17 protein-coding genes are annotated in these 13,929 nt (G+C 74.2%); 9 read left to right on the plus strand and 8 right to left on the minus strand.

Annotated features, from left to right (window positions below; all coding sequences use genetic code 11):
- Positions 1-59: 59 nt before the first annotated feature.
- Positions 60-404: a DUF664 domain-containing protein gene (locus tag ACIQWA_RS34835; protein WP_402489542.1), complete on the plus strand. Its 345-nt coding sequence runs from the start codon at positions 60-62 to the stop codon at positions 402-404.
- Positions 405-482: 78 nt separating this feature from the next.
- On the opposite strand, the gene ACIQWA_RS34840 is transcribed toward ACIQWA_RS34835, so the two are convergent.
- Positions 483-983, minus strand: a complete 501-nt coding sequence (locus ACIQWA_RS34840) for a hypothetical protein (RefSeq protein ID WP_402489545.1) — start codon at positions 981-983, stop codon at positions 483-485.
- A gap of 291 nt (positions 984-1,274) precedes the next feature.
- On the opposite strand from ACIQWA_RS34840, the gene ACIQWA_RS34845 reads away from it, so the two are divergent.
- Positions 1,275-1,718 carry a hypothetical protein gene (locus ACIQWA_RS34845; protein ID WP_402489548.1) on the plus strand — a complete coding sequence of 148 codons (444 nt, stop codon included), beginning with the start codon at positions 1,275-1,277 and terminating at the stop codon, positions 1,716-1,718.
- A gap of 93 nt (positions 1,719-1,811) precedes the next feature.
- Here the strand turns inward: ACIQWA_RS34845 and ACIQWA_RS34850 are convergent, their stop codons facing one another.
- On the minus strand, positions 1,812-2,252 hold the full coding sequence (locus tag ACIQWA_RS34850; RefSeq protein ID WP_360231719.1) for a VOC family protein: 441 nt from the start codon (positions 2,250-2,252) through the stop codon (positions 1,812-1,814).
- On the opposite strand from ACIQWA_RS34850, the gene ACIQWA_RS34855 reads away from it, so the two are divergent.
- Positions 2,251-2,496, plus strand: a complete 246-nt coding sequence (locus tag ACIQWA_RS34855) for a hypothetical protein (protein WP_402489552.1) — start codon at positions 2,251-2,253, stop codon at positions 2,494-2,496. The two genes, ACIQWA_RS34850 and ACIQWA_RS34855, sit on opposite strands and share 2 nt — an antisense overlap.
- Here ACIQWA_RS34855 and ACIQWA_RS34860 read toward each other — a convergent pair.
- From ACIQWA_RS34860 to ACIQWA_RS34880, 5 genes are all read right to left on the minus strand, one after another.
- Positions 2,412-3,020 (minus strand): response regulator transcription factor, encoded by a 609-nt coding sequence (locus tag ACIQWA_RS34860; RefSeq protein WP_360231724.1) that lies wholly within the window; start codon positions 3,018-3,020, stop codon positions 2,412-2,414. The two genes, ACIQWA_RS34855 and ACIQWA_RS34860, sit on opposite strands and share 85 nt — an antisense overlap.
- On the minus strand, positions 3,017-4,123 hold the full coding sequence (locus ACIQWA_RS34865) for a sensor histidine kinase (RefSeq protein WP_402489610.1): 1,107 nt from the start codon (positions 4,121-4,123) through the stop codon (positions 3,017-3,019). Before ACIQWA_RS34865 ends, ACIQWA_RS34860 begins: the two co-directional genes overlap by 4 nt.
- Entirely contained in the window at positions 4,053-4,658 is a 606-nt protein-coding gene (locus ACIQWA_RS34870; protein WP_402489556.1) for a hypothetical protein, read from the minus strand. Before ACIQWA_RS34870 ends, ACIQWA_RS34865 begins: the two co-directional genes overlap by 71 nt.
- A 113-nt stretch (positions 4,659-4,771) precedes the next feature.
- Positions 4,772-5,368 (minus strand): GNAT family N-acetyltransferase, encoded by a 597-nt coding sequence (locus ACIQWA_RS34875; RefSeq protein ID WP_402489558.1) that lies wholly within the window; start codon positions 5,366-5,368, stop codon positions 4,772-4,774.
- A gap of 16 nt (positions 5,369-5,384) precedes the next feature.
- A complete protein-coding gene (locus ACIQWA_RS34880) occupies positions 5,385-6,320 on the minus strand; it encodes a class I SAM-dependent methyltransferase (protein ID WP_402489561.1) in 936 nt (311 codons plus the stop codon).
- Positions 6,321-6,846: 526 nt separating this feature from the next.
- Between ACIQWA_RS34880 and ACIQWA_RS34885 the strand changes: the two genes are divergently transcribed.
- The 6 genes from ACIQWA_RS34885 to ACIQWA_RS34910 all read left to right on the plus strand — a co-directional run bounded on the left by ACIQWA_RS34885 (position 6,847) and on the right by ACIQWA_RS34910 (position 12,142).
- Positions 6,847-8,532: an ATP-binding protein gene (locus ACIQWA_RS34885; protein ID WP_402489564.1), complete on the plus strand. Its 1,686-nt coding sequence runs from the start codon at positions 6,847-6,849 to the stop codon at positions 8,530-8,532.
- A gap of 17 nt (positions 8,533-8,549) precedes the next feature.
- Entirely contained in the window at positions 8,550-8,936 is a 387-nt protein-coding gene (locus tag ACIQWA_RS34890; RefSeq protein WP_360231742.1) for a roadblock/LC7 domain-containing protein, read from the plus strand.
- 123 nt (positions 8,937-9,059) lie between these two features.
- A complete protein-coding gene (locus tag ACIQWA_RS34895) occupies positions 9,060-9,419 on the plus strand; it encodes a DUF742 domain-containing protein (protein WP_350510307.1) in 360 nt (119 codons plus the stop codon).
- Entirely contained in the window at positions 9,400-10,017 is a 618-nt protein-coding gene (locus ACIQWA_RS34900) for an ATP/GTP-binding protein (RefSeq protein ID WP_360231745.1), read from the plus strand. Before ACIQWA_RS34895 ends, ACIQWA_RS34900 begins: the two co-directional genes overlap by 20 nt.
- An 83-nt stretch (positions 10,018-10,100) precedes the next feature.
- Entirely contained in the window at positions 10,101-11,630 is a 1,530-nt protein-coding gene (locus ACIQWA_RS34905) for a cytochrome P450 (RefSeq protein WP_402489567.1), read from the plus strand.
- Between the two features lie 185 nt (positions 11,631-11,815).
- Positions 11,816-12,142, plus strand: a complete 327-nt coding sequence (locus ACIQWA_RS34910; protein ID WP_402489569.1) for a hypothetical protein — start codon at positions 11,816-11,818, stop codon at positions 12,140-12,142.
- A gap of 81 nt (positions 12,143-12,223) precedes the next feature.
- Here ACIQWA_RS34910 and ACIQWA_RS34915 read toward each other — a convergent pair whose 3' ends face one another.
- A complete protein-coding gene (locus ACIQWA_RS34915) occupies positions 12,224-13,864 on the minus strand; it encodes a metallophosphoesterase family protein (RefSeq protein ID WP_360231754.1) in 1,641 nt (546 codons plus the stop codon).
- Positions 13,865-13,929 lie beyond the last annotated feature (65 nt).

Raw genomic sequence — 13,929 nt, forward strand, 5'->3', positions numbered from 1 at the left:
GTCGCGGACCACCTACGGGATCTTGAGACCACGAGCAACCCATGGCAGGCTCATGCCGCATGATCGATGATTTCGCGAAGGACAACCTGCGCACGAGACTGCGTCGGGACCGCGAGGCGCTGCTCTGGAAACTCGACGGCGTGTCCGAGTACAACGCCCGCCGACCTCTGACGGCGACCGGGACCAACCTCCTCGGCCTGGTCAAACACGTGGCCACCGTCGAGGCCAGGTACTTCGGCGAGGCCAACCGGCATGCCGGGCACGCCGACATCCTGCGCGAGGGCCTCGACGGCCGGACCGGGATGCGTCCCGAACACGAGAAGCACATCGACGAGGAGGCCCGTGCGGCCTACCGCGCGAAGATCGAGCGGGTCGCCAGGTCGGCCGCACCGAACAAGGGCTGAGGCCCGTCCTCGAACCCGTGAGTTCGGTGGACGGGTGGCGAGTCCGGCTTCATCGTGAACGCGGTGGCGGTTTCATGCTCACGGTGTCGGGTGGGTCTCGGCGGCAGCCGGACAGTCGTGTCGGTGGGGCTGGGGTCCCGCGATGTTGAGGATGGGGTCCTCTCCTTCGGGGATCTCGAAAACGAGGACGACGCCGGAGGAGATGGCCTGGATGGCGCATTGGTCGTCGAAGGTCAGGGGCGGGTAGGGCTGCCAGGCGCAACCGGCGTGGTCGAGAGCCGCGATCACGTCCGCGTACGTGGGGTGGCCGGGGAACGTCTGCCCGGCGACCAGGCCCGCAGGGAGCTCGACGACGTCCCGCCAGGTCTGGAGGCAGATCAGGATGATCCTCTGGCAGCGGCAGACGCTGAGCTCGAGGTCGCCGAGAGCGAGCAGACGCGGCCAGGACCGCCGCTTCCCGACGACCACCTCAGAGGGCTCGCCGAGCGCCTCGGTCACCGCGTTCCAGTCTGCGCCGTTCGCGACAGGACCCAGCCGTCCCGAGCGCGCGAGTTCCGTCAGGACGTCGAGTAGCTCCATGAGGCGGGAGCCTGTCAGCTGCGGACTTGGACTGTCCAACGGCTTTTGCGTGGTGGTGAGCGGCCGCGCGGTGACCCAGCGCGGTCGGCCCGGGATCCATCGATCGCAGTCACCAGGGCCAGCGGAGGGCGGCGGTCTGCCGGATCGTTTTCGGTCAGTTGTGAAGATCCTGCGATCCTGACCTATCAGGGAACTGATCACCGCCGCTAGGGTGCGACGCAGCCTCGCACTTCCGCCTCCCCGGGCCGCCCTGACAGCGGCGCGGGGACGACCGATCGGACCGGTGACGCCGTGACCAGCACCCTCCGCCAGCTGACCACCCGCCTGGGACGGGCGGCCGCCGCCGTCGCCGTGCTCGCCGCCGCCTTCACCGGCACCGCGGCGACCGGCACCGCCTCCGCCACCGGCGGCTGGAGCTGCTCCGGCGCGCCCGTGCCCAGCGGCTACGTCATCACCATGTACAACCCCAGCGGCTGCAACAACCACGGCGCGTGGTTCCAGCAGCCCGCCCAGAACCGCCTGTGGACCTGCTCGGGCTCGCCGATCGTCTCCGGGTACGTGCTGACCAACTACAACCCGCAGGGCTGCAACGGCGTCGGCGCCTGGTTCCACGAGCAGGTCCGCAACGGCATCTGGACCTGCCCGTACTCGCCGATCCCGGCCGGCTACCGCAGCACCACCTACGACGCCCGCGGCTGCAACGGCCTCGGCGCCTGGCTCACCATCAAGGCCTGACCGACCGCCGCCCCCTGCGGGCCGGGCCGACCACCGGCCCGGCCCGCCGCACTCCCCCGTCGGGCCGGCAGTCCGGCGGCGGCACGCCCCGGCTCAGCCCGTGGCCGGGCCGGCCGCCACGCAGAACTCGTTGCCCTCCGGGTCGGCCATCACCACGTGGTGCCCGTCGGCCTCCGCCAGCACCCGGCCGCCCGCCGCCACCAGCCGTGCGGCCTCCGCGGTGATCCGGGCCCAGCGCTCGGCCGGACTGCCGTGGCCCGGCACCCGGATGTCGATGTGCAGCCGGTTCTTCGCCCGCTTCGGCTCGGGCACCCGGAGGATGGACAGCCGGGGGCCCACCCCCTGCGGGTCGCAGAGCCAGGCGCCGTCGTCCGCCGAGTCGTCCTCCGGCAGGTCGAACTGTGCGAGCCACTCCGCGCGCGTCCGGAACGGGGGCGGCGGCGGCTCGTCCACGTATCCCAGGGCCGTCCGCCAGAACGCGGCGAGGAGCTGCGCGTCCGCGCAGTCGAGGGTCAGATCGATCCGGGCTGCCATGACCAGGACCGTACCGCGCCGCTGCGACATCCGCGTCCGGGCCCGGGCCCTGGCCTGGCCCGGCCTGGCCATCGTCCACGAGCCGGTCGCCGTCGGCCACGGTTCGGGGTTCGCCACCGCGGCCCCCTCCGGCGGCGCCGGAGCCTGCCGGGTGAACGGCTACAGCCAGCCGCGTTCGTCGGCGGTGCGCAGGGCCTCGGTGCGGTTGCGGGTGCCGGTCTTGGCGATGGCCGAGGAGAAGTAGTTCCGGACGGTGCCCTCGGAGAGGTAGAGCTTCCCGGCGATCTCGGCGACTCCGGCGCCGGAGCGGGTGGCGTTGAGGACGTCGCGTTCGCGGGCGGTGAGCGGGGAGGTGCCGGCCGCGAGGGTGGCGGCGGCGAGCTCCGGGTCGACCACCCGCTCGCCCACCGCGACCCGGCGGACGGCGTCGGCCAGCACCTCCGCCGGGGCGTCCTTGACCACGAAGCCGAGCGCGCCCGCCTCCATCGCCCGGCGCAGGTAGCCGGCCCGGCCGAAGGTGGTGAGGATGACCACCCGGCAGTCGGGCACCTCCTGGGCGAGCACGGCGGCCGCCGCCAGGCCGTCCAGTCCGGGCATCTCGATGTCCAGCAGGGCGACGTCCGGCCGGTGCTCGCGGGCGGCCTCGACGACCTGGTCGCCGCGTCCGACGGCGGCGACCACCTCGAAGTCGTCCTCCAGGTCCAGCAGGGCGCGCAGCGCGGTGCGGACCAGCTCCTGGTCCTCGGCGAGCAGCAGGCGGATCGTCATGTCGTCCCTTCGGAGCGGGAGTCGGGCGGCCGGACGGTGACCAGCAGGCGCCACCCGCGCGGGTCGAGCGGGCCGGCCTCGACCGTACCGCCCGCCGCCGCGACGCGTTCGCGCAGCCCGGTCAGTCCCTTGCCGCTGCCGACCAGCCCGGCGCCGGGGCCGCCCGCCCCGCCCCGGCCGTCGTCGCGGATCTCCACCGAGGTGGCGGTCAGCAGCACCGAGCAGCGGGCGGCCCGGGCGTGCCGGACGACGTTGGTGAGGCCCTCCCTCAGCACCCAGCCGAAGAGTTCGCGCTGGTCCGGTCCGACCGCGTCGGCCGCCGAGGGCAGGTCGGCCACCACCCCGGCGGCGCGCAGCAGTTCGCGGCCGCGGGCGAGTTCGCCCGCCACGGTGACCTCGCGGTAGCCGGAGACGGCGGCCCGGACGTCGGCCAGGGCCTGGCGGGAGAGCGTCTCCACGGCGGTCATCTCCGCCACCGCCTGGTCCACGTCCTTGACCGCCAGCCGTTGGGCCAGGCGGGACTTGACGGTGATCGCGGTGAGCGAGTGGCCGAGCAGGTCGTGCAGGTCGCGGGCGATCCGGTTGCGTTCCGCCTCGGAGGCGAGCCGGGCGACCTCGGCCCGGGCGGCCACCAGCGCCTGGTTGGTGGCGGCGATCTCGGTGAAGGCCGCGCAGGTCATCGAGGTGAACAGCAGGGCGAGCGCCTGGAATCCGCCGGGCCCGGTGTGCCAGGCGGGCACCGCCCAGGGCAGCAGCAGGGCGGCGAGGGTGCCGGCGGCCACCGCGGGGACGGTGTGCTTGTGCCACAGCACGGCGACCGCGGAGACGAGCACGGTGGCCAGGAAGAAGGCGTCCGCGTGGGCGGACGGCAGCGCGGCCAGGAACAGCGCGGTCATCGCGGCCAGCAGCACCCTGATCCGCCGCGTCCGCCGCGCCCCGGGGGCGCGCCCGGTGGTGAGCGCGAGGAGGACGTAGCAGACGCCGAACGCGACCACGACGGCATACCCGGTGACCGCCGCCGGCCCGCTGACGTTACGGCTGACGGCCATGGCGGTCAGCGCCGGGAAGACCAGCATCCCGGTGGCCAGCAGTATCCGCCGCAGGCCGCCCGCCCAGCGGTGGGCGGGGGCCGGCGTGCCCTCCCGGTCGAGGTCGGTCGCCCCGCCCGTCGCCCCGTCGGTCCTTGCGTCGGTCACCCGGTCGGTCACCCTTGCGCCCCTTCCTCAGGGCCGGGCGAACAGCGTGCGCAGCTGCCGTCCCGTTGAGCGTCACGGCCACCCCTGCGAGGGCGAGGCCGCACAGGCCCTGTTCGATCTTCATCCAGACCGGGAAGACGCCCGGCACCGCGATGATCGCAGCAATCGCGACCAGCATGACGGCGGAGATGATCCGCAGCCGCCGGAAGGCGCCGCGGGAGCCGCGGGCCGCCCGGACGGTGAGCAGCAGGGTGACGGCGGCGCCGATCAGGACGATGGTGCCGCGCACCCACACGGCCGGGGTGATCAGGTCGGTGTGGGAGCGCAGCGCGAAGGCGGCCAGCATGGTGAGCGCGCTGAGGCCGAGGTAGACGAGCACGAAGTGCCGTACGGTGCGGAAGGCCCGACGGGTGTCGGGGTGGTGCCGGTCGGTGGAGGTCATGGCTTCAGCGTGGCCGCCGGCCCGGGGTGGTCGGCAGTGTGCTGCCACACCCCCGGACCGTGACATTTGTCAGCCCCGCGCCCGTCACCCCGTGCCGGTCAGCCCCGTGCCTGTCAGCCGCTCGCCGCCGGGCGCGGTCGGTCGCCGTCCGGCGCCGCCCCGAGCGGCCTGATCATGTGCAGCTTGGCGACCGGTCGCCCGTCCACCAGTACGGCGGCGGGCTCCCGGCCCCACACCCGGAAGCCGCAGGCGGTGTAGAGCCGCAGCGCCGGTTCGTTGCCCTCCGAGACGGTGAGCAGCACCTGCCGCAGCAGCCCGTCCTCGGCGGCCACCGCGAGCACCCCGTCGACCAGGGCCCGCCCGATGCCGCGCCCACCGGCCGGCCGGGCCACCGCCATGCCGTACAGGGTGGCCTTGTGGCGTTCCTGGCCGCGCCGTCCGACCCGCAGTCCGGCGGTGCCGAGCAGGGTGCCGTCCGGGTCGAAGGCGCCGAGCAGGGCGCCCGGGCCCTGCTCGGCGTCGGCGAGGCGGGCGAGGGTGGCGGCGATCGGCCGGTCCCGCTCCTCGGCGTGGGAGGAGGTGAAGGCGGTGGGTGTCTCGCGCAGGGCGGTGAGCCGGAACGCCCGGTACGGTTCGGCGTCCGCGACGCCGAGGCGGCGGACGGTGACGGGCGGCTGCGCGGCCACGGTTCCGGCCACGGGTTCGGCCATGCCCCCGGCCCCGGGCTCAGCCGAGGCGGACACGGGTGCACCTGGTCACGTACGGCACGGCGAGCTCTTCCCGCCCGGCCAGTTCGGGGTGGGTGGCGAGCAGTTGCCCGACCTCGGCCAACAGCCGGGCGCGGTCGGCCTCGGGCAGGGCGATGACGTAGCTGCGGGAGGCGACCATGTCGAGGACTCCGGCCGGGGTGGTGGGGTGCTCCCAGCGGATCTCCAGCCGCTCGGGGGTGCCGAAGGGGGCCGGCAGGTCCGGTGCGGTGTCGAGCCGCTGACGGTCCGCGCCGTGCATCAGGGCGCCGAGTTCGGCGGCCCAGGGCTCGGTCTCGTCCCGGACGTTCCAGATCAGGGCGAGGGTCCCGCCGGGGACGAGCACCCGGGCGATCTCCGGGAGGGCCGCGGCCCGGTCGAACCAGTGCCAGGCCTGGGCGACCACGACCGCGTCCACGCTGGCGTCGGGCAGCGGGATGCGTTCGGCCGAGCCGGCCCGTACGGCGGCCTTCGGCACGGCGGCGGCGAGCCGGTCGCGCATCTGCGGGTCGGGTTCGACCGCGACCACGTCCAGCCCGGCCTCGACCAGCATCCGGGTCAACTTGCCGGTGCCGGCGCCCAGGTCGAGCACCCGCCGGGCCTCGCGGGGCACCGCGGAGCCGATCAGGGCCTGCGGGTAGCCGGGCCGGCCGTGCTGGTAGGCGGTGGCCGCGAGGCCGAAGGAGCGGGCGCGCAGCCGGCCGGCCCAGCGGCGGGTCGCGCCCTGGCGGGTCATCCCGCAGGCCCGGCCGATCTCCTCCCAGGTCGCCTGCCGGCCGCGCCGGAGCTCCTCGACCAGGTCCGTGCGCCGTTCCTCCAGTGCCTCGATCGTCTCCGAGAGCCGCCGCAGGCCGTCCAGCCCGCCACCTGCGGCCACCTGGGCCGCCACCCGCCGTCCGGGGTCGTCGTCGTCCATGGCCCCGCACTGTAGGGGCGGGCTGCCGAGGGCGTCAACAGTCATTGCTGCCTGGGGCAACGGTTGTTGCGCCACGCCGGTCCATCCCCCGGAGGAGTGATCGCCGGGCACCGCGAGCCCGACGTAGCACGAACTCACTGCTGATCGTGGCGACTTGGGCTGGAAACCCTTCACATGGGCGAATCCCGGCCGGGTTGCCGGTGCGCGGGCGGCCGGGCGAGAAGCCTGGTGACCGGCGGTGGTCGACCGGGCTGCGACAGGTGTACGAGTTGTCGGTCATGTCCGGGCAAGTTGCCACAAGTCGGTTGACGGACAGTATTTTTGAGTTTCGGTCAGGATTGTCCTGAACTTGGCTATGCTGCAGCACCACGCCTCCGGAGCCGGTCGTCGCCCGACCCCGTTCGTACCCCACTGTGTTCCGACTTCTGTTCCGATCGTTTGAGGATGCCGAATGCTTCGAGCTGGTACGTCACCCATCAGACGGCGCCCCGCGCCCCTGCTCGGCTGGATACTGCCCACCGCCGTGATGGCTGCGGCGGTCGCGGTCGCCGCGGTGGTGGTGTCGGCCGGAGCCCGGGCCCAGGTGCTGTGGTGCGGGGCGACGGCCACCGTGCTGGTCGCCGTGGTGGCCGCCGAGTCCGCCCGCCGCGGGCGGGCGCTCGCCGAACTGCGGGACGAACACACCCGGCGCGTCGAGGAGTTGCACCGCAAGCTGGCCGGGCAGGAGGACGAGATCGAGCGGATGGCCGCCGGCGAACTGCGCCGACTCGTCGGCGGCGCCCGGTACGGCTCCTCCATCGACGTGCTGCTCCAGCCCTTCCAGCAGCCGAACCCGCTGCTGTCACGGAAGTTCCGCGCCTCGCTGGAGCGGGTGGTGCGCGGCATCGCCCAAGCCGTCGACGACGAGGTCAGTCGGCGCGACTCCGCCGAGCGCGCCTTCGTCAACCTGGCCCGCCGGGTCCAGGCGATCATCCACCGCCAGGCCAAGGACCTGCGGGAGATGGAGGACCGGCACGGCAACGACCCGGCGGTCTTCGACGACCTGCTGCGCCTCGACCACGGCAACGCCCTGGTCGGCCGTCTCGCCGACTCCATCGCCGTGCTCTCCGGCGCCCGGCCCGGCCGCCAGTGGACCCGCCCGATCGCCCTCTACAGCGTGCTGCGCGGCGGGATGTCCCGGATCCTCGAGTACCAGCGGGTCGACCTCCACCCGGTCACCCAGATCTCGGTCACCGGACCGGCCGTCGAACCCCTGATCCACGCCGTGGCCGAGCTGCTCGACAACGCCACCCGCTACTCCCCGCCGCACACCCACGTCCACCTGAGCGCCTCCGAGGTGCAGAGCGGGATAGCGATCGAGGTTGAGGACGGCGGCCTCGGACTCACCGACGAGGCCCGCGCCCGGGCCGAGCGCTCGATGCGCGAGGCCATGGTGTCCAAGGACTTCGACGACCTCACCGAGTCCCCCCGGCTGGGCTTCGCCATCCTCGGCCGGCTCTGCCAGGCGTACGGCTTCCAGGTGTCGCTGCGCCGCTCCGCGTACGGCGGCGTGCGCGCGGTGCTGGTGGTGCCGCAGGAACTGCTCACCACCGCTCCCCCGACCGGGCGGGCGCACGGCATCGGCGCCTTCTCCGGGCCGCGGCCGCTCCCGGCCAACCCGCCCCGGCATGCCGCCGCCGCCCGGCCCTGGGGCGCCCGGACGGCACCGGCCGGTGCCGGATCGCCGGGTGCCGGATCGCCCGGCGCCCGATCCGCCGGTGCCCGATCCGCCGGCGGGCCGGGGCACCAGGCCCCGGGCACCGCCACCGAACCGGCGCGGTCGGCCGGCATCGGACCGTCCTTCGGCGCCACCACCCCCTGGGGGCCGCCCCCCGCCGCACCCGGCGACGACGAGGTGGTGGTCACCGAGCGCACCGCCAACGGCCTGCCCCAGCGCCGCCGCAGCCGCCCCACCGGCCGGGCCGCCTTCACCACGCCCCCGCGCGGCACCGCCCAGCCCAACGGCCCCACCGCCGGGCCCGCCGCCGGACCGGCCGCCCCGGCGCCCCGCCCCAAGAAGCAGCCCGGCCTATGGCTGGAGGCCTTCATGGAGGGCTACAAGGGCACCGGCGGCAGCAAGGACGCCACCCCGGGCGACCCCCCGGGCACCACCCCGCAGCACAGCGCCGGACAGACCGGTACCGAAGAGACGGCAGCGAAAGGCGAGCAGTGATTCCGCACCGCAGCAACATGGACTGGATCCTCAACGACCTCGCACACAGCGTCCCGTACGTGCGCCACGTCATCGTGCTCTCCGCCGACGGCCTGCGGATCGCCCAGTACGGCGCCGACCCGGACACCGCCGACCGGCTGGCCGCCGCCTGCGCCGGGCTGCAGAGCCTGGCCGCCGCCGTCGGGCACGAGTTCCCGCACGGCAACGGCGCGATGAAGCTGGTCGTCATCGAGGTGGACGGCGGCTACTTCTACCTGATGTCGGCCGGCGACCGCGCCTACCTCGCGGTGCTCGCCGACGAGGGCGTGGACGCCGGGCTGGTCAGCCACCAGATGCGCGACCTGGTCGACCGGATCGGCGAGCACCTCTCCACCCCGCCGCGCAACCCGGAGGTGGTCGCGTGACCCGCCGCACCGCGGCCCCCGCCCCCGCCCCGGCCCCGGCCCGCGCCGCGACCCCGGCGGCGGCCCCGACCAGCGCCCCCGGCGCCCGGGCGGGCACATGAACGAGCACAGTGAGGCAGTGACATGACCGCCGACCAGGGCGGCTGGGACGGACCCGAGCCCGATCGCCTGTACGTGATCACCCGCGGCCGCAGCGGCCCCTCCGGGCCGGGCGTCTTCGACCTGGTCACCCTGATCGTCTCCCTCGCGGAGCCCACCCCCGCCATGCAGCCCGAGCACGCGGCGATCCTGCGGCTGTGCCGCTCGCCGCTCTCGGTGGCGGAGGTCTCCGCCTACCTCGAACTGCCCACGAGCGTGGTCACCGTCCTGCTGGCGGACCTCCTCGACGACGGGCGGATCGAGGCCCGTTCCGCCGTGCCCGCGGCGGAACTCCCCGACCGTGCCCTGTTGGAGGCGGTGATCCATGGACTTCAGCGGCTCTGACACGGTCGTCGGCCCGGCGAGCTCGGACCTGCTCCCCGACACCGTCACCACGGCGGTCAAGGTGGTGATCGTCGGCGGTTTCGGCGTCGGCAAGACCACCCTGGTCGGCGCGGTCAGCGAGATCCGCCCGCTGACCACCGAGGAGACCATGACCCAGGCCGGGGTCGGCGTGGACGACCCGACCGGGGTCGAACGCAAGACCTCCACCACGGTGGCCATGGACTTCGGCCGGATCAGCATCAGCGACAAGCTGGTGCTGTACGTCTTCGGCACCCCCGGTCAGGAGCGGTTCTGGTTCCTCTGGAACGGCCTGTTCGAGGGCGCGCTGGGCGCCGTCGTCCTGGTGGACACCCGCCGGCTGGAGGTCAGCTTCGAGGTGATCGGCCGCCTGGAGGACCGCGGCGTGCCCTTTGTGGTGGCCGTCAACGGCTTCCCGGAGGCGCCAAGTTACCCCCTCGACGAGCTGCGCCAGGCGCTCGACCTCCCGGCCGACGTACCGATCGTCGCCTGCGACGCGCGCAGCCGGCAGTCCAGCCGGGACACCCTGATGACGCTGATGCACTACCTATACGAGCTGGCCGCACCGCCCGCGGGCTGAGGCCCGCTGACGCCCCCGGGGCACTCTCCCCTGGCGCCCACCCCCGTCGTACCGCTTCCGAACCTCGTGACCCGGAGACCCTGTTGACCACCCCGTTCCCCGACGACGCCGCCGCCCCCGCCCCGCCCCCCGGCTGCCCCGCCCACGGGCGCGCCGTCGAGCCGACCGGCCCCGGCGGACTGCGCCGGCTGTACGGCCCCGAGGCCGAGGCCGACCCGGCGGGCCTGTACGAGAAGCTGCGCGCCGAGCACGGCGACGTCGCCCCGGTGCTGCTGCACGGCGACCAGCGGGCCTGGCTGATCCTCGGCCACGCCGCCAACATCACCGCGATGCGCACCCCCTCGCTGTTCTCCCGCGACTCCCGGCTGTGGAGCGCCTTCCGCAACAACGAGGTGCCGCCCGACTCCCCGCTGCTGCCGGTGGTCGCCTGGCAGCCGATCTGCGTCTTCGCCGACGGCGAGGAGCACCGCCGGCTGCGCAACGCCGTGCTGGACGGTCTGAACGGCTTCGACCGCCGCGGCATCCGCCGCCACGTCCGCCGCTTCACCACCGACCTGGTCCAGGTGGTCGGGCCGACCGGCCGGGCCGAGCTGATCACCCAGTTCGCCGAGCACCTGCCGATGCTGGTGATGACCAAGCTGATCGGCATGCCCGACGAGTACGGCCCCCAACTCGTCAACGCCGCCCGGGACTTGATGAAGGGCACCGAGACGGCCATCGCCAGCAACGAGTACGTGGTGGCGAGCCTGCGCCGCACCATCGCGATCAAGCACGAGTCCCCCGGCGACGACCTGACCAGCCGCCTGCTCGCCCACCCGGCCGGGCTGACCGACGACGAGGTGATGGAGCACCTGCGGGTGGTGCTGCTCGCCGCCAACGAGACCACCGTCAACCTGATCGCCGACTCGTTGAAGATGGTGCTCACCGACCCGCGCTTCCGCGCCCACCTGTCCGGCGGCCAGATGACCCTGGGCGAGGCGCTGGACCAGGTGCTCTGGGACTCCCCGCCGATGTCCCTGGTCGCCGGGCGCTGGGCCACCGCGGACACCGAACTGGGCGGCCAGCAGATCCAGGCCGGCGACATGCTGCTGCTCGGCCTCGCCGCGGGCAACGTCGACCCGACCGTCCGGCCCGACCTCACCACCCCGCTCTACGGCAACCGCTCCCACCTGTCCTTCGGGGCCGGACCGCACGAGTGCCCCGGGCAGGACATCGGCCGGCACGTCGCCGAGGCCGGGATCGACATCCTGCTCACCCTCCTGCCGGACCTCCGACTGGCCGTCCCCGAGGAGGAGTTGACCTGGAACTCAGCCTGGATCTCGCGCCACCTGACGGCGCTGCCGGTGGAGTTCACGCCGCAGGAGATCGAGCCCGACCCGGAGTCGGTCGCGGAGGCCGAGCGGGCGGCGGAGCGGGCGGCGGCGGAGGCGCAGAAGCTCGCCGAGCGCGCGCTGGCGGCCACCCAGCGGGCGGCCGCCCAGGCCGCGGCACCGGCGGTCGGAACGGCGACGGGAACGGCGGCGGCCTCGGCATCGGCTGAGACCGCGACCGCGACCGTTCCCGCGCAGCGGCGCAGCTGGTGGGATGTGCTCACCGGCCTGTTCCGGCGCTGATCCCCGGCGCTGATCCCCGGGGCGACCGACCCCGGCGCCGGGCCCCACCTGCGAGGACGCGGGGCCCGGCGCCGGTCGCGAGAAGCAGTGGCTGTCGAGCACCCTCCGCCGCCTCGTCCGGCGCCGACTCGTCCGGATGCCCCGGTGCGCGTGCAACGCATCGGATCTGCGACGACGTTGATGGGATGGACACCGTCATCGTGCTCGAACCCGACATCCCGACCAATGTCCGGCTCCTCGGCCCCGGCCACCAGCCGGCCGATCCGGAGAACCCGGTGCGCCTCGCGCACGCCACCCCCGCCGAGCCCTCCGGCATCTGCGGCCCGCTCACCCTGTGCGGCCTGGACACCGCCGGCATGACGCTCGCCCCCCGCCGCTCCACCGAGGGCGCTCGGCCACAGCCGCACTGGAACACCTGCCGGAACTGCCGCGCCGTCGAGGAGGGCGCGGCGCCCCGTACCCGTACCGTGGCCGCGCCGGACGGCCCCGAGGGCGACGCCGTGCCCGGGTAGCCGGGCGCGATCCCGGCGACCGTTCACCCGGATGCGCGACTCCGGTACCGGCCCGCAGCCGCCCCGCCCGGGTCCTCCGCCTCAGCCGTGCCCGTCGGTGCGGCGGCGGTGCAGGGTGAAGGTGTCCACCGGGGTGAGGTCGCCGTGCGGGCCGTCGAAGGTGTAGTAGGTGACCCGCATCGTGGTGGTGCCGCCGCGGCGGTCGCCGGGGTCGACCTCGAAGGCGGCGAAGCCGTGGGTGTGGGTGCGGTCCTGGTAGGCGGCCCAGGGGGCGTCCTCGGTGAGCCAGATCGACTCCCGGTAGGGCGCGCCCGGCGCGGGCTTGTCCTCCAGGCCGATCACCACCCGCCCCTGGGGGCGCTCGAACAGGTCGTCCTGGGTGGTGGCGGCGTTGCCCCCGGCGCCGATGACCATGTGGACGGTGCCCCGGCCGGTGTCGGCCAGCCGGGGGTCGGTGCCGGTGGGCACCGGGGTGCGGGTGTCGTTCGGCAGGGTGCCGCGGACGGGGTGGGAGCGCTCGTAGTAGTGCTCGTGGCCGCTGACCACCAGGTCGACCCCGTAGGCGTCGAACAGCGGGCCCCAGGCCTCGCGGATGCCGAGGTCGCTGCCGGAGCCGTGCTTGGAGCTGGAGATCATCGGGTGGTGCATGCAGACCACGATCCAGTCGATCCCCCGGTCGCTCCGCGCCGTGCGCAACTCCCGCTCCAGCCAACGTTGCTGGGCTCCGCCGGAGTAGCCGCGCAGGTAGGTCTCGCCGGAGTTCTGGATGGCGACGTCGTCGTTGGCGAGGCTGAGGAAGCGCACCGAGCCGACGGTGAAGGCGTACCACATGCCCCGGGTCTCCTCGTCGCGGTCGGCGGCGGAGGCGGGGAGGGTGAAGTAGGCCTGGTAGCCGGCGGCGCCGATCGGGCCGTTGCCGCGCTCGTTCTCGTGGTTCCCGGCGCAGGGCATCCAGGGGCGCAGCCGGGTCGAGCGGCTGTTGTTGATGAACCAGTCGGCCCAGATGGCGGTACGGCTCTGGCCGTGCCGGCCGCCGTAGGAGGCGTAGCAGAGGTCGCCGTTGACCAGGTTGAACAGCGGGCCGACGCGTTCGACGGCGGCGACGATGTCGGCGGCGTGCGGGCTGCCGATCTGGCTGCTGGTGTACACCGGGTACTTGCCGAGCGGTGAGGGCATGCCGTCCGGGAAGTCCACCTTGCGGCGCAGGTTGGGGGTGGCCTGGTCGCCGAAGCTGGTGAAGGTGAAGGGGGTGCGGCCGCGCGGGGCGGTGGTGAACGTGCCGGTCTCGGGGTTCGCGCCGTCGTGCCCGGCGCTGTACAGGTACGTGGTGGCCGGGCGCAGTCCGGTGAGCCGGGCGTGGTGGACGTACACCTCGTCCTTGCCGAGGGAGTCCCGGTAGGTGCGGGTCTCGGCCTCGACCACCGCCCCGGTGCCGCCCTCGGGCGTGCCGAGCCGGACCAGGGGGCGCCGGACGGACTGCGGGGTGAGCCAGGAGACGGTCATCTCGGTGGCCGGGTCGGTGCCGAACTGCAGGTGCAGGCCGCTCACCGCGGGCGCGCCGATCCGGTGCGGCCGGGCCTGGAGCAGCGGGCTCGCGGGCGGGGCCGACGGGCTGTCCGCGCCGTCGTCCGCCGCGGCCTCTCCGGCGGCGGCGCCCCCGGCGACCAGGGCGGCCCCAGCCGCCGACGTGCCCTTGAGGATGGACCTGCGTGCGATCGTCATGACGCTCCGTCTGCCGAGTGGGGTTCGGGATCCGCAGCACTGTAGCGACATGAACATGCAATGGC

Source organism: Kitasatospora sp. NPDC098652 (assembly GCF_044760155.1).
Classification (GTDB): domain Bacteria; phylum Actinomycetota; class Actinomycetes; order Streptomycetales; family Streptomycetaceae; genus Kitasatospora.